At 44.3% G+C, this 20,994-nt stretch carries 28 protein-coding genes and 1 pseudogene; all 29 read right to left on the reverse strand.

Translation table 11 applies throughout. The features are described 5' to 3' along the window. Positions 1 to 840 (reverse strand): annotated as a pseudogene (locus C5469_RS23815) (hypothetical protein); the annotation flags it as partial. A gap of 12 nt (positions 841 to 852) precedes the next feature. Next, a complete protein-coding gene (locus C5469_RS20455; protein WP_036838668.1) occupies positions 853 to 1,482 on the reverse strand; it encodes a baseplate wedge 1 family protein in 630 nt (209 codons plus the stop codon). Further along, positions 1,482 to 2,672: a baseplate J/gp47 family protein gene (locus C5469_RS20460; RefSeq protein ID WP_166310335.1), complete on the reverse strand. Its 1,191-nt coding sequence runs from the start codon at positions 2,670 to 2,672 to the stop codon at positions 1,482 to 1,484. The genes C5469_RS20455 and C5469_RS20460 overlap by 1 nt, the downstream gene beginning before the upstream one ends. After that, complete coding sequence (locus C5469_RS20465; RefSeq protein ID WP_036838664.1) at positions 2,669 to 3,022, reverse strand: hypothetical protein; 354 nt, start codon at positions 3,020 to 3,022, stop codon at positions 2,669 to 2,671. The genes C5469_RS20460 and C5469_RS20465 overlap by 4 nt, the downstream gene beginning before the upstream one ends. A 4-nt stretch (positions 3,023 to 3,026) precedes the next feature. Next, positions 3,027 to 3,719 (reverse strand): phage baseplate assembly protein, encoded by a 693-nt coding sequence (locus tag C5469_RS20470; RefSeq protein WP_036838661.1) that lies wholly within the window; start codon positions 3,717 to 3,719, stop codon positions 3,027 to 3,029. Next, complete coding sequence (locus tag C5469_RS20475; protein WP_036838658.1) at positions 3,700 to 4,590, reverse strand: baseplate hub protein; 891 nt, start codon at positions 4,588 to 4,590, stop codon at positions 3,700 to 3,702. The genes C5469_RS20470 and C5469_RS20475 overlap by 20 nt, the downstream gene beginning before the upstream one ends. After that, positions 4,577 to 4,849, reverse strand: a complete 273-nt coding sequence (locus C5469_RS20480; RefSeq protein ID WP_036838656.1) for a phage baseplate plug family protein — start codon at positions 4,847 to 4,849, stop codon at positions 4,577 to 4,579. The genes C5469_RS20475 and C5469_RS20480 overlap by 14 nt, the downstream gene beginning before the upstream one ends. After that, positions 4,846 to 5,562 carry a phage baseplate protein gene (locus C5469_RS20485; RefSeq protein ID WP_072008849.1) on the reverse strand — a complete coding sequence of 239 codons (717 nt, stop codon included), beginning with the start codon at positions 5,560 to 5,562 and terminating at the stop codon, positions 4,846 to 4,848. Before C5469_RS20485 ends, C5469_RS20480 begins: the two co-directional genes overlap by 4 nt. Before the next feature lie 3 nt (positions 5,563 to 5,565). Beyond that, positions 5,566 to 7,992 carry a hypothetical protein gene (locus tag C5469_RS20490; protein ID WP_051769427.1) on the reverse strand — a complete coding sequence of 809 codons (2,427 nt, stop codon included), beginning with the start codon at positions 7,990 to 7,992 and terminating at the stop codon, positions 5,566 to 5,568. Beyond that, positions 7,976 to 8,200, reverse strand: coding sequence for a hypothetical protein (locus C5469_RS20495; RefSeq protein ID WP_051769424.1), 225 nt, complete (start codon positions 8,198 to 8,200; stop codon positions 7,976 to 7,978). The genes C5469_RS20490 and C5469_RS20495 overlap by 17 nt, the downstream gene beginning before the upstream one ends. A 5-nt stretch (positions 8,201 to 8,205) precedes the next feature. After that, a complete protein-coding gene (locus C5469_RS20500) occupies positions 8,206 to 8,607 on the reverse strand; it encodes a hypothetical protein (RefSeq protein WP_036838654.1) in 402 nt (133 codons plus the stop codon). After that, positions 8,607 to 9,056 carry a phage tail fiber protein gene (locus tag C5469_RS20505; RefSeq protein WP_051769422.1) on the reverse strand — a complete coding sequence of 150 codons (450 nt, stop codon included), beginning with the start codon at positions 9,054 to 9,056 and terminating at the stop codon, positions 8,607 to 8,609. The genes C5469_RS20500 and C5469_RS20505 overlap by 1 nt, the downstream gene beginning before the upstream one ends. 12 nt (positions 9,057 to 9,068) lie before the next feature. After that, positions 9,069 to 10,532 carry a DUF3383 domain-containing protein gene (locus C5469_RS20510; RefSeq protein ID WP_036838651.1) on the reverse strand — a complete coding sequence of 488 codons (1,464 nt, stop codon included), beginning with the start codon at positions 10,530 to 10,532 and terminating at the stop codon, positions 9,069 to 9,071. Positions 10,533 to 10,543: 11 nt separating this feature from the next. Then, complete coding sequence (locus tag C5469_RS20515; protein ID WP_036838649.1) at positions 10,544 to 11,029, reverse strand: phage neck terminator protein; 486 nt, start codon at positions 11,027 to 11,029, stop codon at positions 10,544 to 10,546. Further along, complete coding sequence (locus C5469_RS20520) at positions 11,017 to 11,397, reverse strand: hypothetical protein (RefSeq protein ID WP_200875278.1); 381 nt, start codon at positions 11,395 to 11,397, stop codon at positions 11,017 to 11,019. The genes C5469_RS20515 and C5469_RS20520 overlap by 13 nt, the downstream gene beginning before the upstream one ends. Next, a complete protein-coding gene (locus tag C5469_RS20525) occupies positions 11,390 to 11,818 on the reverse strand; it encodes a hypothetical protein (protein WP_051769419.1) in 429 nt (142 codons plus the stop codon). The genes C5469_RS20520 and C5469_RS20525 overlap by 8 nt, the downstream gene beginning before the upstream one ends. Positions 11,819 to 11,820: 2 nt before the next feature. Then, a complete protein-coding gene (locus C5469_RS20530) occupies positions 11,821 to 12,228 on the reverse strand; it encodes a DUF4054 domain-containing protein (protein ID WP_036838647.1) in 408 nt (135 codons plus the stop codon). Between the two features lie 12 nt (positions 12,229 to 12,240). After that, positions 12,241 to 12,561 (reverse strand): hypothetical protein, encoded by a 321-nt coding sequence (locus C5469_RS20535; protein WP_036838644.1) that lies wholly within the window; start codon positions 12,559 to 12,561, stop codon positions 12,241 to 12,243. A 59-nt stretch (positions 12,562 to 12,620) separates the two neighbouring features. Further along, positions 12,621 to 13,613, reverse strand: coding sequence for a DUF2184 domain-containing protein (locus C5469_RS20540; protein WP_200875277.1), 993 nt, complete (start codon positions 13,611 to 13,613; stop codon positions 12,621 to 12,623). Positions 13,614 to 13,622: 9 nt separating this feature from the next. Beyond that, the gene (locus tag C5469_RS20545) at positions 13,623 to 14,108 is read right to left on the reverse strand and encodes a structural cement protein Gp24 (RefSeq protein WP_051769416.1); all 486 of its coding nucleotides are present in this window, start codon (positions 14,106 to 14,108) and stop codon (positions 13,623 to 13,625) included. A 9-nt stretch (positions 14,109 to 14,117) separates the two neighbouring features. After that, positions 14,118 to 15,260 (reverse strand): DUF2213 domain-containing protein, encoded by a 1,143-nt coding sequence (locus C5469_RS20550; RefSeq protein WP_036838642.1) that lies wholly within the window; start codon positions 15,258 to 15,260, stop codon positions 14,118 to 14,120. A gap of 72 nt (positions 15,261 to 15,332) precedes the next feature. Beyond that, a complete protein-coding gene (locus C5469_RS20555) occupies positions 15,333 to 15,530 on the reverse strand; it encodes a type II toxin-antitoxin system HicA family toxin (protein ID WP_036838640.1) in 198 nt (65 codons plus the stop codon). Between the two features lie 3 nt (positions 15,531 to 15,533). Continuing rightward, positions 15,534 to 15,794: a DUF1902 domain-containing protein gene (locus C5469_RS20560; protein ID WP_051769413.1), complete on the reverse strand. Its 261-nt coding sequence runs from the start codon at positions 15,792 to 15,794 to the stop codon at positions 15,534 to 15,536. Between the two features lie 144 nt (positions 15,795 to 15,938). After that, positions 15,939 to 16,412 (reverse strand): hypothetical protein, encoded by a 474-nt coding sequence (locus tag C5469_RS20565; RefSeq protein ID WP_036838638.1) that lies wholly within the window; start codon positions 16,410 to 16,412, stop codon positions 15,939 to 15,941. A gap of 9 nt (positions 16,413 to 16,421) precedes the next feature. Then, a complete protein-coding gene (locus C5469_RS20570) occupies positions 16,422 to 16,604 on the reverse strand; it encodes a YebO family protein (protein ID WP_152552733.1) in 183 nt (60 codons plus the stop codon). Between the two features lie 69 nt (positions 16,605 to 16,673). After that, a complete protein-coding gene (locus tag C5469_RS20575; protein ID WP_051769411.1) occupies positions 16,674 to 17,477 on the reverse strand; it encodes a phage head morphogenesis protein in 804 nt (267 codons plus the stop codon). Beyond that, the gene (locus C5469_RS20580) at positions 17,434 to 18,984 is read right to left on the reverse strand and encodes a DUF1073 domain-containing protein (protein ID WP_051769407.1); all 1,551 of its coding nucleotides are present in this window, start codon (positions 18,982 to 18,984) and stop codon (positions 17,434 to 17,436) included. The genes C5469_RS20575 and C5469_RS20580 overlap by 44 nt, the downstream gene beginning before the upstream one ends. Next, positions 18,985 to 20,334, reverse strand: a complete 1,350-nt coding sequence (locus C5469_RS20585) for a PBSX family phage terminase large subunit (protein WP_036838635.1) — start codon at positions 20,332 to 20,334, stop codon at positions 18,985 to 18,987. Further along, on the reverse strand, positions 20,327 to 20,755 hold the full coding sequence (locus C5469_RS20590) for a terminase (RefSeq protein WP_036838633.1): 429 nt from the start codon (positions 20,753 to 20,755) through the stop codon (positions 20,327 to 20,329). Before C5469_RS20590 ends, C5469_RS20585 begins: the two co-directional genes overlap by 8 nt. Positions 20,756 to 20,994: the final 239 nt, after the last annotated feature.

Here is a 20,994-nt window from a genome sequence, read left to right on the forward strand (position 1 = left end):
ACTATATACCCGAATACCGGGTGCTTCATACACACCCTTACCGGAAATATATCCAGTGGCATCCACATACCCGTTTACAATACCACCAGATTTTGGATACGCATTATTCGCCTTATTCACCGTTTCCACTAAACCCAAGTTTTTCACAAACGCATTCTTGTCTGGGATATCCGCGCCGTTTTGGGATTTTGACAGGCGAGTGTTGGCGTTGTTGTTGGCATTTGTGGCGCTAGTGTTAGCTGCATTGATTGATTTATTCAGTTCTGAAGACACGGTATTCAACTGAGCGTTTGTTGCATAGTCGCCTTTGTCTTGCTTATTATTAATGGCATCAGTAACGGCCTTTTGGCTCATTACCTGGATTGTAGATTGGCCTGTAGCTTGTGATACATCTGACTTATTGAACTTCTTATTAAGATTATCGATAAGAGATGATGTATTCACCAGTTTCCACGCTGTGTCTATATGATCTGGTGTGTCTATGTTAAAATTAATCTTGTTGTTATCAATAAGGCTCTGGTATTCCTTAGATTCATCGTCAGATTGAAGTATTGCCCCCTTTGGGTAACCACCTATTTGTTCTGTGTATTTTGTTGAAAACTTGAATTTACCGCCTTTCGATAAGTGGACTATGTTTTCAGAAATTTGATTTAAAACTCCATTAAAATCGCGTCCGCTAGGAGGAAGACCACCCGCTGTAACTGGTAACATGGTGATTGGTGGAAAGCCGACATCCCATGTAGCCTTCTGATTTGCTAACTCAGATGTGTGAGTTGCGGGAATATCATCCCTCTGCCCATCTTGTGCGAAAGGCGTTGGAATTAGATTTGGATTTTTCATTTCTCACCTATATTAAGCGAATGGAGCCTGTCCGAATGGTTGAAAACCTGTACCGAAAAAACCGAAATAATCCGATGTGGGTATTTCGTTAACACTGATTTGAACGCCTGATGGTCTTGGTAGAATGTTGTGACGATGTATTAGGTTTTTTTCGAACCCAGATAATCTGTATTCAAAAACATACCTCGCCATCATATGACCTGTGATTAAGTAATATGCCCTTCCGCCTTTAAATGCCGTTTTCAGGAATTGATTAATATTATGTGCCGTGGCGTATAATATGTTTGAATAAGCTTTAACCATGATAATATCTTTGAAAGTTGCATCATCCATCATATAAGACATTTCACTATTTTCTCCCCCATAAAAAGGAGCCTGATTGAACGGAAGATACTTTTCTGTTTCATTGAATCCGAAATAATCGACATTCGGATCGGGTATAGAGATAGTCCGATTTATGCCTACTATTCTTCCCCAGATATCAAGGCCAAACCCTTTTGCTGTCAGAACATTCACAGCCAGATTGTAGAATTCAGTAGCATTTATTCTCGGATCTACAGTCTCATTCACTGACTTCAATATTGAGCAAATTATTGGGCTATTCGCATACTGGCTAAGTAATGTTTCTCTGATATCTTTCATCACTCAATCCTTATATCATCCACAGACAGCACTGGAAATTCGTCAATACCAAACTCAAGATAATTGACTACACTCCCCTTTTTTCTTGCTACCTGAATCGAAATGAGCCTCTCAGTTGTAGACTGAGCAACTGTGCAAATGTAGTCGCTTGCAAGAAGCTTTTTAGCTATCTGTCCCTTACCTTTTCCGGTTTCAAACTCATTCAGCACCGCATTTCTAATGGCTTCTTTATCCTGATGAGTGAGTTTCAACTTATCTTCAAATGTGATAATGAACTCGACAGGAATGTGATTTGGTCTGATAAATTTAATGTCATAAACAGGCGGCATATAAGGGAAGTTTTCTTTATCCTCATAAGTTACAGTGGTATTTCCCACAAATGAACACCCCGTTCCCGCCTTAATGAGGATTTGCTTGGCGATCTCGTTATCATCACCCCCTACAACCGACACAGCAATTGAGTTACGTATCAGCGGATAGTTTGTTTTACCTGCATTAATAGTTACATCTGTTGGATTATCAATGACATAACAATCAATAACTCCTTTAACGTTCGCAACTGCGCCATAGGTTGCTGCATTGGTATTTTTAGCATTCACAGCTATTGATTGCTGGCGTCGTAATTCAAACTCTTGCCGTGTCTCTTCATTTTTACCAACAATGACCGCACCTTTATTGATAACAGAATCTACGCCGTTAATATTCTTAACGATGCGGTTAATGGTTCCAGTTGATGCCTCAACCCTGCCGGCAATATCGCAATAAACATTAGTCGTTACCAGTCCGTTGTCACCTATTATTGTTTCTGTCTGCGTGCTCCACGTCTGACCGGAATCATCTGAAACTTGAAATCCTACGGGGATCGTCGTTCCTGACAGCCCATTAATAATGATTTCTGCAACTGATTTTGTGGCCTGTTTTCGTTGTAGGAAATAGATGTAACCGATAGCATCCTGCATCATGCCATCGGCATATCGAGGGTCAAAACTGTTTAGTAGGTTAACAAGATAGTTGCGCTCATCGGTGATAATTGCCGCAAGCGTGGTAACTAGCTGCCCTTGCGGTGTATCCATTGAAACATTGAGATTATCACCAAAACATTCCTTCATTAGTTGCCACAAACCATCTATGACCGCTTGGGGTGACGGCGCTAATATGCCTTTCTGTGTGATTTTTAATGCAGGGATCATAATTCTATTACCCCTTTTCTACCGTCAACATCAATAAATATGATTCTGCCTTTCACTATCCTGTCATTAGCGGTACTGAGTTCCGCATTTGCAGAAATAACCCCATCGACGGACATTGCAGCATCCTCAAGATATTTTCTGTACATTGCCAAGGAGTAACGATTTTTACCAAGTATCTGCTCTAAGTAAGGGATGCCATCATCTTGCGAGTAATACATATCACTCAGGAATACACGACATTTATTAGCTACTGACTGCGCTCTGGCGTACTGATCTGAGGCAATAGCAAGATTCCCCGCCGCATCAAGAGTTAAATCCCATGTGGCAGGCATTAAAAATAATGTCCGCATGTTATTAAGCCTTTTGGTTAGGTGGGCTGGTATTTGAGCCTTGTCCGTTCTCGTGGTGGGTATGGCTGTTATAGAGCGATCTCATGCCTGCCATAGACTGAGAATTGGAAGTTGTATTATCAGTGATATCACTCCTAGCCTGAATGGTGCTGGTTGCCTCTACGGGTGCATCCAAAACTATCTTTGAGCCTTTGATATTCACCACCCCTGTGGATACCACATCAATCCCGCTATCAAGGAAATGAACATATTGGCTCGGTGCACCATTCAACAAACCGCCAATGTACAGGCTATCTGACATATCATATTTACGCTTGCTTCCCGGGGGCGCAGAACCTTTTACTCGCTTCACTTTGGAAATATCCCGACTGGCAGTAAAGCAGAAACCCAAGTCATCCACCTTGGGATCAAGAATGACCGCGCTCTTGCCGCCTTGATACCGGAAATAAGGCACGTTATAGATAGTGGCGTTATCATAGGTATTTCCTGCCCCGTCTACTTGCAGCACCAAAGGCAGAATATCGACATACCCAACAGGACTCACCCCGCCATTTTTTACTTTGATCACCTTGCATATCGTTACCGTACCCACCCGACCAATGAGCGACCAGATAATGGCCTCTTGGGTCATGGCTCCGCCTGTTGTTACCTGTGGATCATATAGTGATATTTGTTCTTCATTTCTTGATTGCGGCATAATTATCCCCCCTCCGGCTGGCTGCAACTTCCATGAACCATTGAGCGGAGTCTTGCTCTGTCTCCAAAATCGTCCTGATGCCATAGATCAGCCAGTCACCATTACAAATAGATATCTGGCTGCCAGTAATGCGAACAATGCCCCCGAACCTTACTAAAGGGTCGTAAAAACATTTAAATTGAACGCCGATCATTGTAGGGGCCGGATAACTGATTAATCCTGTTTCAGGCGAAATAACGGGAATTTTCAACGTCCGGGGCTGGCCTTTCTTGGTCACACTGATTGTATTACTTTCGATGTATAAGTTCAGGTTTGCAGCCTCTGCCAACCACTTAACTTTTTCTATATCCGTATTGCACAAATACACATTAGATAGTTTTTCACTGACACCATTAGATTCAAACGAATATCCCATACGTTTACAGATGTTACCCATGATATTGACAACATCATGTTCGCCCTCATAACTCTCAGCATCTGTTGGCGTCATCTTTTCCAGAACGGCCGTCTGAGCTTCAATCACAAGTGCAACATTGGGCGCATCACCGAAATCGGGATAAGCAAATGTGATCCCGCCTTTAAACGCCTGTGACAACTCTTCTCCCTGCTCGCCCGTTTCAATTGTTACGTTATTGCGTAGTGCCTTTATATCATTCCATTTGATGCGTAACAGCTTTTCCATTGTCTCCATCGGCAAACCGTAAGCCTTGATGCGAGCATGAGGAGCAATAGCACCATTGCCGTAGTTGACTTCGGCATTGATTCTTAACCCAGTTGCTGAGAGTTTGTTTTTGTTATCTGAAGTGAACGATTCGTTTTTGCCCGATAATATCAGTGTTACCCTGATTACCTTGCGATTAAATTTCATCATTCCATACCAATTTATAGCGGGAACCGAGACCGGAATATTCAGGATCTGAGTTACCCTCAATATCAACAAATATCAGCCATCGGCAGAGATAAGAAAGATTTCGACAAATACGATTGCAGACCAGGTACTCCTCATTTTTCTGTACCGTGGCGAAAATCTTCCCCAATCTAGACTCTAGAGTTACATCAATTAAGTCCCCACTAATGGAAAATGAGGTTGTTTGATTAGGGATCGGCGATAATGCAATCTCAACAATCATTGCTGTAACCCTCCATTAATCCATTGATTAACCATCTTTACACCCTCATCGAAAAACTTGGCTCCCCAGTCTGTAGCCCATTTAGACACCCCATCTTCCTTTATCTTTTGGAGTTCTGAACGGTTATCAGGAGCTTTCTGTACCTGAGACTCAACTTTCTGAGTCTGATTACCCGTATCTTTTTTCTTGGTATCTTCGGGATTCTTGACCTTTTCTTCATCATATTTAACCTTAATCTCTCTAATTTCTTCGAGATGCAGGTTAACTTTTATGAGTGTTGCCCCATCTTTTGCCTCTCGCGCCATGTCATAGCCAACAATAGCTGCGTTGGTATAGACAAATTCAGGTGTGACAACATGAAATTTCAGCGTACTTTTTGCCAAAATTTCAATCTGAGACAAGAAGGCTCCTCGCTCTAACGTTCCGCCACTGCCTTTACTCAACTGGACAGTGACTTTGTACGGATCGCTGATTTTGTTATAACTGGCAAAGGAACCATTTTCTATCGGCGCACTTACCACTCGATATTGATTTTGGTATTGCAGAGATATCACGTTGTCAGCAAGTAAGAGAGGAATTCCATACTGATTGAAGATCCCCCAATAATTACCAAATAAAGTGTTAATCAATGCAGCACCACCGAGACTGATACCAGCATCTACGGCAGCGTTAGGTATACCTTTCCAATTGGGTATCTCTGGCATTCCAAACATATATCACCCCATTGACGGTATTATTTGAGATAATTGCTCTCTGGCCGCCTGGCTAGCATCAGAGATCGTGCCGGTTATCGTGCTGGCAGTGGTCTGTACGTTAATATTGCCGTTTAGGTCCACCTTAACATTGTTCACGTTAGATGCATGTTGAGTACCTATTTTGTTAGTTTGAGCAAGAAATTGATTTGCGCCCATATCGAAATTTGGGACGAGTGTTGGATTTTTGGGGATGTGAGTCAGTTGGCCCGCCTTGTGTCCCTCAGCCCTTCCCATTGCATCCATGATGAGTTTTTTTTGTTCGTCACTATATTGAGACAACAGTTTATCTTCTCCGCCTACAGCAGCTAAAACGTTTTTAACATACGTTGGCGTATCATTTATCCGCTCTCCATTATGGTTAAACTCTGGCGCATACTTATCGAAAATAGCATCAGACAATTTCATATTTTTAAATTTCTCAAACATAAGCTCACGGCGTGCTCTCTCTCCAGTTTCCCAATCAGGGAAAATAGCCATAACATGTCCTGCCGCTTCTTTGTCATGACCAATAGCCCCCATCTTTTTAGCAAATGGCCCATCAATGATATTGCCGGGATTATTATTCCTCCAAGCTCGATCACCGCTCTCTTTAATATATTGACCGTTAGCAGTGGTATAAACTCGCTTATTTTGATGGGGAACCTCAACGGATGATGCAGAATTTAAAGAACTAGTAACACCTTGAGCGATCTCGCCTAATCCGTTAACAAAACCATTTATTGCCGCATTAGCCTCATCAAGAGTCATTTCGCCACGCTGAACTCTGGCTTTTAGCTTGTCAATTTCAGGATCGCCCGTGGGAATATCTAAGGTCGTTTCGGTAATCTGAGCACCTGTTTTCTTGTACCTATTATCAACCCACTTATCACCAACCCATTTAGCATCTCCTTCACCTATTAGGGCCAACCCAGCATATTTCCAGTCTGGAGCAGTTCTGAATCTTTGGAACCAATCATGTTTACCAAATGCCCAATTGAGAGCGGAATCTATATAATCCTCACTCTCATATGCCGCAGCGGCGGCCATACCAATAAGCCCAGCCCTTCCTGCTACACCTAATTTTCCACCTTTCCCGCCTGGAATTTTTATATTTTTTGCAGCCTTTGATACCTCACCAAAAGTGCCTAAAATGCTTTTCAGCCATTTAGTACCCAAATATGCAGCAAAACCAGCGAATGCCACTTTCAGCATATCTATCTCACCATTTGTATCCTTGAACCAATTAGACAATGGAGAGCTTTTGAACCATTCTCCTAATTGCTTAAGCCAGCCAAGAACCATCTCTATGGTTTCAGACCATGCAGACCAATCAAATAATGAATCCCCCCCTTTCTTCCATGTCTGGTAATCGTCATAAAGCAACAGGAACGCAGCAGCGAGAGCAAGAATCAGGCCTGTTGTACCAAGCAAGGGAGCAAAAGCCGCAAGCATTACTGCACCAACACGCCACAGAACGGGAATTAATGTTGCCGCCAGAAAAACCGACAGTGTTTTGAATATGTTGAGCGCCGTATCTCTGTTCTTATTCAGATATTCAAGAAACCCTGTAACTTTTGCTGAAAGAGTAAGCAAATGTGGGATCAAATAATTGGCTACAATGGTTTTTAATCCTTCCCACTGCTGCCCAAGCACTGAGTTTTGTTCCCGCAATTTGCGATTTAGCTCCAATTCTTCTTTCGTGGAAATAACAAGGTTCTTCTGTGCATCAAGCCTCTTTTGGATTGCGTCACGCCCTTGAAGCAAGGTGTTAATTGTCCCCTCATCAAGTCCCATATTTTTTGCAATGTTATATGCCTGTGGTCTTTCCAACTTCGACAGACTATCAGCGATATCAAGGAGAATATCATCAAGATTGCGAATTTTACCTGACGCATCGACTACGCCGACACCAAGCGCATTGAAATATGGCAGGATAGAGGTATCTCCCATCGTGACCAAATCCCACAGTGACTTATTGAGGCTGCCCATACTTGCAGCCATGCCATCAGCACTACCACCTGACATTTCTGCCACGTTCTGCCATTTTTTGATTGTCGCCGCACTTATTCCTAAGTTTTTACTCAGGAAATAAAGTTGCTCATTTACCTGAGAAATATCATTAATTAGTTTAGTTAAGCCAGTAGATGCAAAGATTGCGGAAAACAGACCGGTTAGCGCCTTAATGCCGTTATTGATAGATTTACTAAAATCATCTGATTTCTTAGATGCACCCTTGAGGTTATCAGATAACCCCCCTAGCGAACCGGATGCGCTGTCTGAAGACTTGCTAACCTTATCGGCGGATTTAGCTAATTTATCATTGGATTTGATCGCCTTGCTTGAGTCACTTTCAAAGCTGCCGCCATCCAATTTCAATGAGACAAGTAAAGTATCAATTAGAGTTGCCATTTGCGATTTCTTCTATTAGACGTTTGTTATATTCGCTCACCTGATGTATTTCAATCATGTTCAGCGCATCTTCAAGGCTGTATATCGTTGAAAGCTCATGCAGCGTTGCATATCCTTTATTACCTGCCGAGATAACCTGATACACAACGCTGGAGACGTTCACAGTTTCAGCAAGTACACCGTCTTTCAGTGGCAGCCCGGCTTTCAACTTTTCTAATCTGAGCCACCGCCTTGTGTTAAAAAATCGATGTGGATTGCGAGAGCCTCTTTTCGCAGAATGAACATGGTTTTGATATCACTGATATCAGAGTTAAATTCGATACTACGAGCATTGCCCCCTGACGGGACGATTTGGACGCACTCTAGCAACTCATTTAGCAGAGGAATGCCGACATCGGCCCGAATGCCCGACAGCGCTTTAATCGCAACCTGAGCCATGCCAAGCATCCCCATTTCGGGTTTGATATCACCAATATCAATACCACCATTTGCAATAGCAAATAGGGCACGCATAGCCCAGTTATCAGCCTGAACGATGGGCATTTCAGTGATGACAAACGTTTTACCCATGTCACGACCTGATTCGATAGTTATTGTCTTGGATTTCAGAGTCATTATGCAATTTCCTCAGCACCATTGGTTACCATGTTGAAATTGTAGCTGGTTCCGTCCAGCAACTTCTTACCGCTGGCCCCACCTGTCATACTAATTAATGCACCGGATCCAGAGTAGCGTTTCCCAATTGATGGAATTTCAACAACGATATCGATAAAACGTACTTCCATATTGGAGTTAAAATCTTTGCGAATATTTTCGAGAATCTGAGTAGATGAGCTGTTGGCTTCTAAGTGCAGCGTCCATTGCGTTTCATGCGGCGTGTAGCCAATAGATTGCCTGCCATCCACTCCCATTCGGGTTTCTCCGATATTAACCTCACCGAACTCCCACGCATTGTCTGCCTGAAAGCCCTGAATCGTGACGTAATCGTCATAAATGCCTTTACACCTCAGCATCAATACAGCGTTAGCTGACGTAATCGTGCGTGGGTTATGTCCCATTGGCATAATACTTTCCTCTTACTGAATGTTAATTGATGGGAGGGTTACTTGCTGGACACTGCCGCCATCTGCATACCAGAGTTTCAACGGCATAGATTTACGCATTCCGCGAGTTTGTGCTGGTGTCTCACCGATGCGCAGACACCACCCTTCTGTCTGAATTTGCGCGGCAGCATCGAACCCCGCCTCGACATTGATCTGCTTCTTCTGTTGCTCAGACAGAACAATGCCGCGCTGAATAGCACCGAAATTCAGCATTTGATCAATCGGGTCTTTGATAGCAGCCCGGTGAATGGCTCGCCCCTGCTCGTTATACGGGATGCTTTTGAAGTTGGTGAGCATAGTCATTAACGCTAATTGCAACTGGCTATTCAGATAAACCTGATTAACATAGCTATCCAGCCATTTGAATTGACCAGAGACAGAACCTTTGTTTACAAATACAAATCGGTCGTTTGCTGTGCCGTAAGCGCCGTAGAAGTTAAAACCGAGTCGTAGTAGCTCATCAGCCAACGCCTTGCCGGTTACGGTTGGAGTCAGGCCCTCCTGACGACGAAATGCAAATGTCGCGCGACCATTCAGCTCGTTAAAATTGAGTGATGCCGCATAGGTACAGGCAAAAGCACCATGTGTATGATTGCCATACATCAGGCAGGTGCCTCCTATTTCAGATTCTTTAATCACATTAGCCACAGCTTCCAGTATCCCGTTTTCATTGCTGAACAGATAAAGGACATGCACGTATCGGTTATCTTGCAGTGATACCCATCGGGAAATAGCCAGTTTTTCGTCTGAGCTAAAATCACCAATCGCCATGATGGAGACGAAGTTACGAGTCTCTTTCGTGATCCGCGGCATCAGTTCGTCGATAGTGTCAGCATTGATGCCATCGTTTTTCTGTGCGCCAATCTCCTCAGTCAGCCCTATGTACTCAGCCAAATCACCAGAGCCGAATCCGATAGTGCCAGCAATGCCTTTTGTTGTCCCCTCAATGGTGAAAGTACGACTCGCAGTGTCATATTTGCATGTGCCAGTCTTCGCCAATGAAGCAGATACCGCCTCCGCCAATGCTGAATAACTCTTAATATCGGCGGAGGTAATGGTAACTACTGTGCGCTTGCCGTCGATATCCAATGCTAAACCTTGCGGAATGTTGCTAAAATCGGTTCTTGTTGGCACTTTGCCACCTACCAACTTCGCCACCTGTGCAGTCGTCATCATTGACGCGATATAGAGCGTTTCGGGTCTTGTTGTTGAACCAACAAAACCAGCAAAATAAACTTGTGCGGCCTCGTGCTCTTTGGACGTTGTACCAAAGATCTCCGCGACCTGTTCGGCAGAGCCGAAGGCTTTCACACCCAACATGGCCTGTGGTGTCTGCTTAGTGATAAACACAGTGTTTAATGCCAGTGCGTTTCCGCCAGCACCAATAACGCCGGGCAAGACGCTGACAATGTCACTCGCCGGAATAGTTGTATTCATATTATTTCGCCTTAAAGATTGTTGATTTCTACAGTGAATGAATCGGAGTTGTCGATTGAATAGGTTGTTTCAGGGTTGTATTGCAGTTTGATTTCAAGCATGACACGGTTTTCGTATTGGTTGGCTTCATTAACCAGTACGTTTTTCTTGGGCTGTTCGCTGTAAAGTGGTTGGCATTTTTTCAGTCGTTCTGTGGTGTAACTTGATTGCCAAAGATTCGCTATCACCCGCGCCCGTGAATCTGCGTCCACCCCGTAAAAATCCAACTGTATAGTCAATTCTACGGAGCGTTGCGCGGTGATTTCTGACAACTCGTGATGGTAATAATTGGCAATGTAATCAATGTCTCGCTCAAACAATACGTGCATCACAATGCCGTTTTGGGGAACTGGGACGCCATTCTGGTAGCCCTGAACAACATCACATTTGAATAACTCAATGAGATATTTTCTTAACTCAATGAAAATATCTCTGTGAGTAACGGTTATTGTCGCCATAACAACACCTTAACCCACGAAGGATATGACTCAATAACCTGGGTCACATTCCATTCTGACGCCTCATCTTCCCCGTAAGCCGCAAATCGCATCATGTCAGAGCCTTTATCCTTAGCCCTGCGCAATGCTGATATTTGCCCTTTGGCGTAGGCATAGATAAACTGCCCCTGCTGGTTGATGACGCCGAGATGATCCAAATCCCGCGTACTCAGGCTTTGTAACTGCACAGTAATACCATGCTCTGAGTAATCGGGGATTTGCTCTCCAGCCTCATCAATTGTGTAACCGTTATTCACAATCAAAACGGATTTGATATTTGGGTTAACTACCAATGTTAACCCGTTGGCTATGCCTCTGACATCAATCATCATTCACCTCATAACTGAATGAACGCGACAGTTGCGCAGTTTCTACCAGTGGTTTATCAAAGCCCTTTTTCGCTACCGTTAGTGGGCTATTCGGTGGTGCCGTCCATGACAAAACAGATGCCTGTAATTCATCAACGATGACTTCTCCGAGTGCTGACATTGCCTGTTTTACATCACCGTCATAATGCTTGATGCCCCTTGCTAAAATTCCAGACCATTCATGATTACCATTGGCGATCACTATTCTAAAAAATGGCCTTGGCGGTATGTTTGCTTCAGGTGCACCATATTCATTGATATAACCCGCCGTAGCTACGGGTGTTCCATCGGGATAAGTGGCCGATTCGAATATGCCAGCCCTTAATTCAATGTTGCCATTGATGTACTTTTCCAGCGCTTCTTCCAATTTGCTTTTAGCCATAATCACCTCCTGACACGCATTGGCATCTGACCGATTACATAGAGGAATGAGCGGTAACGGGCGGTCAATTGCCAATATTTCGCCCCGTATGGCGTTTGGATGTACCATTTCTCGGCATCCGTGGTGGTGCCGTAATCCAGAGATATAGACACACTGCCCTCACTGGCGCTTGCCGCCCTGCCAACCGAGTTATTGCCTGCATCCACATTGTTTTGCAATGTCGCAATATGGGCTATGAGCAGATAAAGCAGCATCTCACGTTCTTTCAGATTATTAACACAGCTATGTTCGGTGTTATTCAGGAGCATCTCGGATTCAACGAAATACATTTCTAACTGCACATCAGTCGCATAGATATTGGGATAGAGTTCGCGCCACTTTGTTATATTGAGTTCAACAATGTTGCTCATACTCGCCTCCTATTAGGCTGCTTTCTCAACCTCTTTCACCTGATCAGGTTGAATGCGCTCAGTACCGGATTTTGTTTTCTGCTTTTCTTTGGCTTCCGCATTAGCGCTGGTCTCTTGTTCGTGGGCAAAAATAAGGCCATTTTTCACCAAGTCTCGGTCGCGATTTTCAGCTAACCATGCTTTCCAGAGTCCTGCGTTAACACCATAAGTCAGGCCAAAGCCATTCTCATCAATGAAGCTACGGGTAGCAAACCCATTAACAGCAACACGCTGCTCGCCTACATCTAGATACAGACCGTTAGCCAATTTACACGCGACAATTACAGTAGACATATTTCACCTTTGAAATAAAAAACCGCCCGCAGGCGGCTGTATTGAAATGATAACGAGACTCAGGAAACCAGCATTGAGGCGATAAACTGAGGCCGATAGACCACAGCACCGAACGAACCCTGAGAACGCTTCTGCTTCCAAGAAGACGTCTCTTGAATCATCGGATGAACACGCATCTTTTCAGTGAAGCCTAAGTCAAGGGTCTTTTGCCCCTCGTATTCCTCAACGACCAGCCTCACTAGTTCTCCCGCATCTGTGGACATTTCAGGGATGCTAATAACTTCCATGTTAGGGAAGTTTTTCTTCAACTGGTCTGACACGTTGACGTTGTACTGGTTAGTTTTGGTCAGGTTGACTTCCATCTCAGGAGAGAGCGTTAATTTCATCTTGGTATTGCGATCAATTAACCCGCTAGTTTGCTTAACCAGCTGCTGGTACAATTTGCGGATAGATTCGTAAACTCCTTCACCATCCAGTTTTGCCCACGCCTCAGAAGTGAGATTTGGCAACAAACCGGGGTCATTCAGATAGCCATAGTTCTCTAGTCCTGCGACGCCGTAGAGATAGGTTTTGTTCTGAAACTTGTTCAGGGTCAGCACTGCCGCGCGTTGTTTTGCGGACGCCCAATCCAGTTTCGCCGCTCCTGCCATCTCCATTTCACGCTCACCAACACGGACAAACGTTTGATAGTGATACGGCTGGCGACTAGGCCAGTTAACGTTCGCACCTGTAAACCCGTTGTTGTTGTAGTCGCCGTAGGTGGATGTCTCACCTGTTGATTCAACTACCGGAAACGCGGCAGTTTGGGTTGTCCAATCACCACGCTTCACTTCTTGGAACGCCTCCGCCATACGCATTGGCGTAACCAATACATCAATAACCTTCGGGTCAATGAATGTGGTGAACAGTGACAGAATGCCCGCGTTTGGCGTAGTTACCAACCCGCTATCCATTGCCATATGGCGGTTTTGGCTGGTCAGCTCTTGCGTTTGATAACCAGTAGCAAACACGACACCAGCCCGTTTTTCTAAAGCACTTAAATTCAATGGCATAATATTTCCTTACAGAGAACTAGACATTTTTGTCAAGCCGGAAGTGACGGTTTTCGCTACACGAAATTTGGTTGGCTCGAATGCCTTATCTTCTGGGTCGATTTTATCGACAGCTTTCGCCTCTCCAGTGTCCACATCAGCCACAATGAACTGGCCAAGTTTTCCACCAGCTGTCAGCACGACGAAGTAATCACCGCCAGACATCAACGTAACTTCGCGGCCTTTGGGGATTTTCATAGAGGCTTCTGCGCCGTACTGATCGATAATCGCCTGATTATTGCGATGAACGAACCCCATTATTGCACCGTCAGTTTTCTTGTTCGATACAAGCCCCTTATCATCAGCCCATGCAAACAAGCCAACCGTTACACCTTCCGAACCACTTTTAAACTGCCCCTCACCTGCCACAACAGAAAAATGAGGGTTAGCTGATGCGAAATCACCGGCTACACCCAATGGCAGGTCGTTATTCATTATTCTTTGGAAACCGCTCATAATTTCTCCTTAACCGAAACGAGCCGTTAATTTGTCATCAGCAAAGGAATCATGATCCATTGCTACATTGGGTTTTGTTGCGGATGCCTGATTGCTCAGTAACATACCCACCATTGATTTGTAGGCGCTAGGATGAACTCCGTTGGTATCCACACCTTTCTGTTTCAGTGCCGCAGCGTAAACATCTTCTGCGCTGTCCATAGCCACAACACCGATCAGGGGTTTAACATCCTCACGCGCCTGAAACAAGGCAGTGACACGCTCAACAGCACGCTGTTCTATCATTGCTGCATCCATTGCTGGCTTCTTATCCTCTTCTCCATCCTTAGCCTTTTTATCGTCGTCCTCATCCTTGGCCTTCTTATCTTTGTCATTTTCTTCATCACTTGCCCCCTCTGGCTTTTTCCCACCTTCTGGTGGCTCAGGTGCGGTATCTTTTGCACCTTCTGGCTTTTCATCAGGGGTTGTTTTCTCGATGTTTTCCATCACCTCATCAACAACACCTTTCAGCCCTTCGTCAGACAAATCCGAATCCATAGCCAAGCGAATTTTCTCGGCAATTTTAGTCAGTGCCCCTTTCTTCAATTTCATCTCTTTCTCCAAATCAACCGTTTTATGGTCTGAAATAATTGCGTCTGGTCCAATCCTGCCTTTCTCCACCAGCGCCACATGATTTGCGCGAATGTCACGCATCACGCCGTCATACTTAACCCCTTGATACTCCCCCGCTGTCATGTCAGGAACGTAGGCATAGCCCGAAGAAAGCTCCTGCATTTTCCCGCTCTCGATTAACTCGATAGCATATTCATCCCACACGCCCAGGTCGCCGTAGAGCCTGCCATCCTCAAATGTGATGTCAGAACCTATTGCACCTATAGTGTCTTCTTTCTTGGGATCTGATGCGTTTACGGGGATGTGTCGGATAAGTAGCTGTTTCTTGCTGAATGTACTTGCTGCTTTCTCCAGTTCGTATGGGTCACGCAACATGTGATATACCCGTTCTGGGTCGAGTCCGAGCTTCTCATAAGCCGGTATTTCCTTTCCCCGATACGGATTTACCGCCGCTTTTGACAGAATAGTACGTTCAACGATGAGGTGTCCGTTACCGTCTTTACTGCGCATTGATCTGTCAAAGGCGAGTTTGTCAGTCATTAGCTCACCTCTTAAATTTGGACGTAAAAAAACCGCAATTAAGCGGCATGTGTACATAAAAAGCCCATACGGCTATATTTTCAGGTTAATCCCGGCCTGCCTAAGAATGGCGTTAGCTGTATGCTTAGAAACTATGGTATATGGAACACTGAAATTTTTGTTTGAGATATCGCTACGCCATATTTCATGACTGCCTTTACCTTGCCTTACGAAGTGGCAGCCATTAGCAAGAAGTAGCTCACGCAATTGCGGATAAAGTCCTGACCCCATAAGCTACAGTGCTATCCTTGAATCATAAGATTGTTCCTGAACGAAACTAATCCTCATCCCATCGGGATAATTACCCAGCCTATTCAGCTCGTATAGTTCGGGAGCTATCTCCCACACTCGCTCTGTCAATTCATCGTATGACTTAGCTTCAGTAACAAGGCCAAGCTCATCACATTCAGCAATCCATACGCCATCATGAGTGACCCTCACAACAAAATTAATTTGCTGGTCACAAAAATGTGCTTTGTAAACTGTGTTGTTCATAACACCCCCTCGTTGTTTGCTACTGGTTAATAATAACCCACACAATAATGTAAGAAAAGGTGATTATTTAAGCCATCCTTGGCTTGGGCTGTAACTTTCTAAGCACCTGTAGAGCAGTGCATGAAAGGCCCTTAGTGGGGCTATTTAGTAAGCATTCATTCTTTCGCACTTCCCTAGAACTACATCCATAGCAGTGAAAGCCTGATCGCTCTTTAAACGTACAGCCAAACCATATTTTTCAGATGCTATATAAAAAGCATAGTTATTGCTATTGAGAAACCCTGTGTATGTTGTATTAGCTTTGTTTTTCTTATATAACTTCAATTCAGCAGCAAATTGAGTTCCGGGCACATTTGGCCCAATATCAAAGGCCATATCTGGATAAAGATGCGCTGTTATGTATTTTCCTTCTTTTGTGGATTCAATACTAAACATGGCCTTATGTAATGATCCTGATGGAAATCCGTCAAATTTATCAAGCATATCGCTCGGATAAATTTTACAAAAATACACTCCATCACTAGCATCAATATCATTATTATCGTCGCGATACATGCCATTGTTAGCCAATAAAGCACACGGGAAAAATAGTAACGCAACAGCAATTTTCTTTAACATACTCTGCCCTTAATCACGCTTCATATGTTTTAATTCAGCGATAATACTGTCCTGCTTCTCAATTATTTCTTTCAGCATTGCTATTTGTTGTTCTGTTTTTGATGCTTTCTTCACAATAAACCACGCTATAGCGAACAAAATCACATACGAAACGATGGTAATTATTGTTAAATAGGGCATTCCTGCTTCCATGTTAGACCTCACTGAGTAAATTAAACTGACTCAATTATAGGCCAACCGCTCAAACAAAATACAGAAAAATCAAAATGGCAGTATCGACTTACTGCCGCATTTGCACCGGATCTTTTGTCCTGGCAATATCCATTCTCCGTCTATATACATCCCTTTTTCGACGTCAAACTCTTTACCATGTGCCGCTAGGTGTGACGGCCTCGGTTGCTTGCCAGCATGGGAGTGAATCCAGATGGCCCTCTTGATGCCAAGTTCTTTGCGCCTCGCCTGCTCAATAACTGCATGGGCTTTTGCTGCTTGGTCGGTCGCAATAAATTCAGCCCTATTTCGCGTGACATGGAAATCATGCTGTAGGTTTTCGGTCAGTGACGCGAGATCATAGCCTCCTGTTACTGACTGCCAGACATGCTGCTGAACTTTATTAAGGTATTCAACCCCGATTGATTTAATTAATCCGACATTTTCGCCCATTACTGCCTTGAGCGCGTTGAGTGTTTGCTCGCTGTTCTGCATTCGAACAGTAAACCCTCGTTTCCGTAGTAAGTTAGCCAGCCGGATATCATAATTACTCACGGTCTTATCAACGAACAATTTAGCGATATCTTGAGATAATGTGTCGAGCCGCTTATTCCATTTATCGAGCATGTAATCAACAGAGTGGGCTATCCAGTCTGAAATACCATCTTTAGCCAGCTCCACCCTTGCTTTATCCTTGAATTCACGCACCAAAGCCGCATCCACATCTTTCCGCATATCCTGGATGATATCCATGAGGGCACGATAGTAGTCACACTCAATAGTAACGCTGGGCTTGATTTCTGGCATGACGTTATGACCGCTCTTTATCGGCCTCAGTGTCGTTTTCTTCGCCATAGTCTGGAACTCCGAACGGTGACGTGATCATTTTATCTGGGTCGATGAAACTGAATTGGCTGTCATCATCCGATGATATAGCCTGCCTGACTTCTTCACCGTCCACCGCCCCCATCTGATGGTAAACCTGCGCAGTGTCGGCTTTAGTTTTCTGCGTCGTAGCTCGCTGCTCGTCTGTCAATTGATGCAGTGAGTTGAACTCAAAATAAATGCCGTCATCAATTTCACCGAACAGATGAAGCTGAACCAGCTTAAGAATAATCGTCACTTGTGGCAATAGATGCGCACTCTGCAATGATGCGATATAGTCGTTATAGACTCGAATCTCACCCTCGCTGCTGGCATTCAAGCCGCTAGGAGTTAATCCCAGTAATTTTACTAGAGGCGTATGACTCGGTGCAGCCATCTGCTCTTGAGCCTGTCTCTGTAACGCATCCAAACCAGATAATGGCGTGTTGAACTGGAAGAATTCTTCTTTATTCTTGTCCGTCAACATCAGGTTTCGATTGTCTTTGTAGAGAGAGAATAACTGCGCTCTCAATGTGATACTTGCGTTACTTCCACCACTCAAAACATCTTGCATATCCGTAGCCAATCCCGTCATAGAGAACGAGCGAATCAGTTCGCTGATTGAGTCAACTGTACGTTGCCAACGCTCTACATAGGGTCTCATGAGCTGCAACATACTCACTCCACTGAAATTGTATGCAGGTTTCAGGATGTCGCTCACTGGCCTCATTATCAGCGTCATTAGTCTGTCGGCATGGACCTCTTTACCCAATACGAACCATTGTGACGGCTTGAAGAAATCACCAGCCATCGGATCATAAGCGTTATACAGGCTGGGTGTTGCCCAAATAGGCTCTACCAAGCTGAATCCCGCGAGACTACCTTTCTTGATGCCTGACGAGCCGATTACTAATGGTAAATTAGCTTTATCTTCATGACCTTTGATACCGATAAACAACTGAGAACGACCAAATATCATTTCATTCTCAATATGTTTTCGCATTAGGTCACGGATTTTCAACCGCTCCATTTCCGCGGTGATGGCTGCGATTTTGTCTGTTTTGTCGGCATCCTTATCTTTGCCATTGTTTCGTGCTTTAACCTTACCCCACTCGCGCGTCATCTCTTTTGCCGTAGTTTCCGGTACACTCCGGTAATCACTAGACTGAGACATTACCGCTAGTGTTGAATAACCGAGGAAGCCGGAATAAAACTGTGGATCAGCATTAACGTATTGATAAACGCCATTACAGGCAGAGTCCATTGCAACAGGTGCTTCCTTACCCTTGGGAACTACGGACGGATGAATTTCAGGTGGCTCTATCTTGATAGACTGTTTCGCGCTATTGCTATCATTCATGATGTTAAGCAACACGCGCTCATACGCTTGTGACTGTTCCAACTGCGCTTTTGTCCGTTCAGCTTTAGCCTTTTCAATAGCAAGTTCCCGCACCAGTTCTAACAGGCGCAGCTTTTTACCAGATTTAAACCATTTCATTTAGATACCCATAAGAGCATTAGGATTGATACGAATACCGGCGCTGATAGTGGCAAATGCCATGATGAAAGCATCGGCTTTGTTAGGGCTTGGAATACCGCGCTTTTTCATGTCTTTTTTACTTTCGACTTTGACACGTCCGTTATTGTCGTAATCAACTTGTGGGCGTGACAACTCAGCCTTGAGATACTCTAAATCTTTCATCTCCTTTGATAGGCTGATTAACCGGTCTTCGGGGAATTTGTCGCCATGATTGACGGCTCTCCATGTGTTGTAGAAGCGGTTAGCTACCAATTGCCATTGCTGTGCTTTGATGTTCGCAAACATGTCTTTGTTGGTTTTGCCTGCCATGTATTCGTTATCAGGGTTTTCAACCGATGCTCCAGCATTGAACCCAACCGTTCTAACCCTCTGGTCTTTACGGTTAAATTGCGCCTTAACACCCGCACCTACGCCAATGCTATCGAATATGACCGTATCGACACCGTTTCTGGTTGCGTAGTCATAAACATGGTCAGCACTCCAAATAACGTCATTACCTCGCCACTCCTGCACATCAATAGCTACAGAACCATGACGCAATACAATGGCATTAGCATCTTCACCATCATCAGCAACATCGAAGCCAACGAACTTATGGCCAACAGCAGCAAAACCGAGCTTCAGATGAGCATTAACCGCCGCTTCAATCCATGCAGGCTTGATGATTGCCAGTGCCGAATCAGCAACAGGCTCACCTTCCCATATGTGACGGTAAAGATCATAATCACGTTCTTTGCACTCTTCCATTTGCTGAGGAAGTGGTGTGTCATAAAAATACGGGTTAGCATCGTAGTTTGCCTTGATGACTATTGCGCCTTCGGGGGGATTAACAACAAATCGCTGATAGGTATCATCAAGAATGTTTTTGGGGTTAAATGACACCCATATCTCAGCGTTTTTATCACCGCGAATAGACGGAAGTAGCACATCCCATGAACCTTTTGTTACTGCTTCAGCCTCCTCAATCCAACAGATGCCTACACCCTGAATTGATTTAATCTTGGTGACATTGTTTTTTATCCCGGCAAATACGAACGTCGCGCCAGTGCCAAGATGGATAATCGTGTTTTTCTGTATCTCAAACTCTCTTTCGTAGCCAAGGCGATCTATCGTCTCGCATAACAGCTTATGCACTGAATCGCTGATAGAACCTTGAAATTCACGAGTGCACAAAATCACTGTCTTTATTCTGCGAGATACTTCGATTGCCAACTCTGCAAAGAAATATGATTTGCCACTCCCCCTTCCACCGTAAGCCACCTTATAAGGTGCACTTTTAGCAAATGGCTTGAAGTACGGATTAGCCATCAAAAATATCCTTGATAGATTTGGTTTCGACTTTGATAGAGCCTGATAAATCTACATCCTGCTTATCTCGCCACTTATCTTTTTGTCGGTTTTTAAGCCAAAATATTGCGGCTGTTGTATCGGGGGGATAATGCTTTTCAAGTGGTGTTTCGACTATCTGATCATTAATAACCCTGATATCAACATCAGGCGCTACATACCCCATAGCCCGTAAATAAAGACGCTCTGCCACATTTCCATCAGCTACTTGTTTTCCCTTTTTTATGGACTCCGAAAATTCGGGATAATCAATCTTCCATTTGTTTACAGTTGACTCGCTGACTTCAAAGAAATCAGCCAATTCGGCGTCTGTATATCCCAACAAGCACAGTTTACGTGCCTGTTCAGCATACGCCTCCTGATACTTGGTTGGACGTCCCATCTCTTTCCCTTAAAATAAAAAGGCCGCTTAGCGATCGGGTGAACCCTTTCCAACCCGGAAACAGTTGGAATTAGAATTTCCTGCTAAAAAGTCAGTATCCACCCGCTGGGCACCCATAAAGAAATCCCTACTATCGAGCACTCTATTAGCAGAATGCTCTGAATGAGTTACTCTTCGTCTGCCGATGAAATCTCACTTTCATCAAACCATGCCTCAGCCGCTCGACCGTCAGATGCCCT

Origin of the sequence: Photorhabdus cinerea (assembly GCF_011189575.1) — a bacterium.
Lineage (GTDB): Bacteria > Pseudomonadota > Gammaproteobacteria > Enterobacterales > Enterobacteriaceae > Photorhabdus > Photorhabdus cinerea.

What these genes read in the sequence shown, in the direction of transcription:
- C5469_RS20465 (WP_036838664.1), bottom strand. Translation starts at nt 3,022, where the DNA reads ATGCGGACATTATTTTTAATGCCTGCCACATGGGATTTAACTCTTGAT.
- C5469_RS20530 (WP_036838647.1), bottom strand. Translation starts at nt 12,228, where the DNA reads ATGAGCAACATTGTTGAACTCAATATAACAAAGTGGCGCGAACTCTAT.
- C5469_RS20500 (WP_036838654.1), bottom strand. Translation starts at nt 8,607, where the DNA reads ATGACTCTGAAATCCAAGACAATAACTATCGAATCAGGTCGTGACATG.
- C5469_RS20555 (WP_036838640.1), bottom strand. Translation starts at nt 15,530, where the DNA reads ATGGGGTCAGGACTTTATCCGCAATTGCGTGAGCTACTTCTTGCTAAT.
- C5469_RS20585 (WP_036838635.1), bottom strand. Translation starts at nt 20,334, where the DNA reads ATGGCTAATCCGTACTTCAAGCCATTTGCTAAAAGTGCACCTTATAAG.
- C5469_RS20570 (WP_152552733.1), bottom strand. Translation starts at nt 16,604, where the DNA reads ATGGAAGCAGGAATGCCCTATTTAACAATAATTACCATCGTTTCGTAT.
- C5469_RS20565 (WP_036838638.1), bottom strand. Translation starts at nt 16,412, where the DNA reads ATGTTAAAGAAAATTGCTGTTGCGTTACTATTTTTCCCGTGTGCTTTA.
- C5469_RS20560 (WP_051769413.1), bottom strand. Translation starts at nt 15,794, where the DNA reads ATGAACAACACAGTTTACAAAGCACATTTTTGTGACCAGCAAATTAAT.
- C5469_RS20540 (WP_200875277.1), bottom strand. Translation starts at nt 13,613, where the DNA reads ATGCCATTGAATTTAAGTGCTTTAGAAAAACGGGCTGGTGTCGTGTTT.
- C5469_RS20580 (WP_051769407.1), bottom strand. Translation starts at nt 18,984, where the DNA reads ATGAAATGGTTTAAATCTGGTAAAAAGCTGCGCCTGTTAGAACTGGTG.
- C5469_RS20460 (WP_166310335.1), bottom strand. Translation starts at nt 2,672, where the DNA reads ATGATCCCTGCATTAAAAATCACACAGAAAGGCATATTAGCGCCGTCA.
- C5469_RS20475 (WP_036838658.1), bottom strand. Translation starts at nt 4,590, where the DNA reads ATGATGAAATTTAATCGCAAGGTAATCAGGGTAACACTGATATTATCG.
- C5469_RS20545 (WP_051769416.1), bottom strand. Translation starts at nt 14,108, where the DNA reads ATGAGCGGTTTCCAAAGAATAATGAATAACGACCTGCCATTGGGTGTA.
- C5469_RS20455 (WP_036838668.1), bottom strand. Translation starts at nt 1,482, where the DNA reads ATGAAAGATATCAGAGAAACATTACTTAGCCAGTATGCGAATAGCCCA.
- C5469_RS20590 (WP_036838633.1), bottom strand. Translation starts at nt 20,755, where the DNA reads ATGGGACGTCCAACCAAGTATCAGGAGGCGTATGCTGAACAGGCACGT.
- C5469_RS20510 (WP_036838651.1), bottom strand. Translation starts at nt 10,532, where the DNA reads ATGAATACAACTATTCCGGCGAGTGACATTGTCAGCGTCTTGCCCGGC.
- C5469_RS20490 (WP_051769427.1), bottom strand. Translation starts at nt 7,992, where the DNA reads ATGGCAACTCTAATTGATACTTTACTTGTCTCATTGAAATTGGATGGC.
- C5469_RS20575 (WP_051769411.1), bottom strand. Translation starts at nt 17,477, where the DNA reads ATGGCGAAGAAAACGACACTGAGGCCGATAAAGAGCGGTCATAACGTC.
- C5469_RS20515 (WP_036838649.1), bottom strand. Translation starts at nt 11,029, where the DNA reads ATGGCGACAATAACCGTTACTCACAGAGATATTTTCATTGAGTTAAGA.
- C5469_RS20485 (WP_072008849.1), bottom strand. Translation starts at nt 5,562, where the DNA reads ATGTTTGGAATGCCAGAGATACCCAATTGGAAAGGTATACCTAACGCT.
- C5469_RS20520 (WP_200875278.1), bottom strand. Translation starts at nt 11,397, where the DNA reads ATGATTGATGTCAGAGGCATAGCCAACGGGTTAACATTGGTAGTTAAC.
- C5469_RS20480 (WP_036838656.1), bottom strand. Translation starts at nt 4,849, where the DNA reads ATGATTGTTGAGATTGCATTATCGCCGATCCCTAATCAAACAACCTCA.
- C5469_RS20525 (WP_051769419.1), bottom strand. Translation starts at nt 11,818, where the DNA reads ATGGCTAAAAGCAAATTGGAAGAAGCGCTGGAAAAGTACATCAATGGC.
- C5469_RS20470 (WP_036838661.1), bottom strand. Translation starts at nt 3,719, where the DNA reads ATGCCGCAATCAAGAAATGAAGAACAAATATCACTATATGATCCACAG.
- C5469_RS20535 (WP_036838644.1), bottom strand. Translation starts at nt 12,561, where the DNA reads ATGTCTACTGTAATTGTCGCGTGTAAATTGGCTAACGGTCTGTATCTA.
- C5469_RS20550 (WP_036838642.1), bottom strand. Translation starts at nt 15,260, where the DNA reads ATGACTGACAAACTCGCCTTTGACAGATCAATGCGCAGTAAAGACGGT.
- C5469_RS20505 (WP_051769422.1), bottom strand. Translation starts at nt 9,056, where the DNA reads ATGCCAATGGGACATAACCCACGCACGATTACGTCAGCTAACGCTGTA.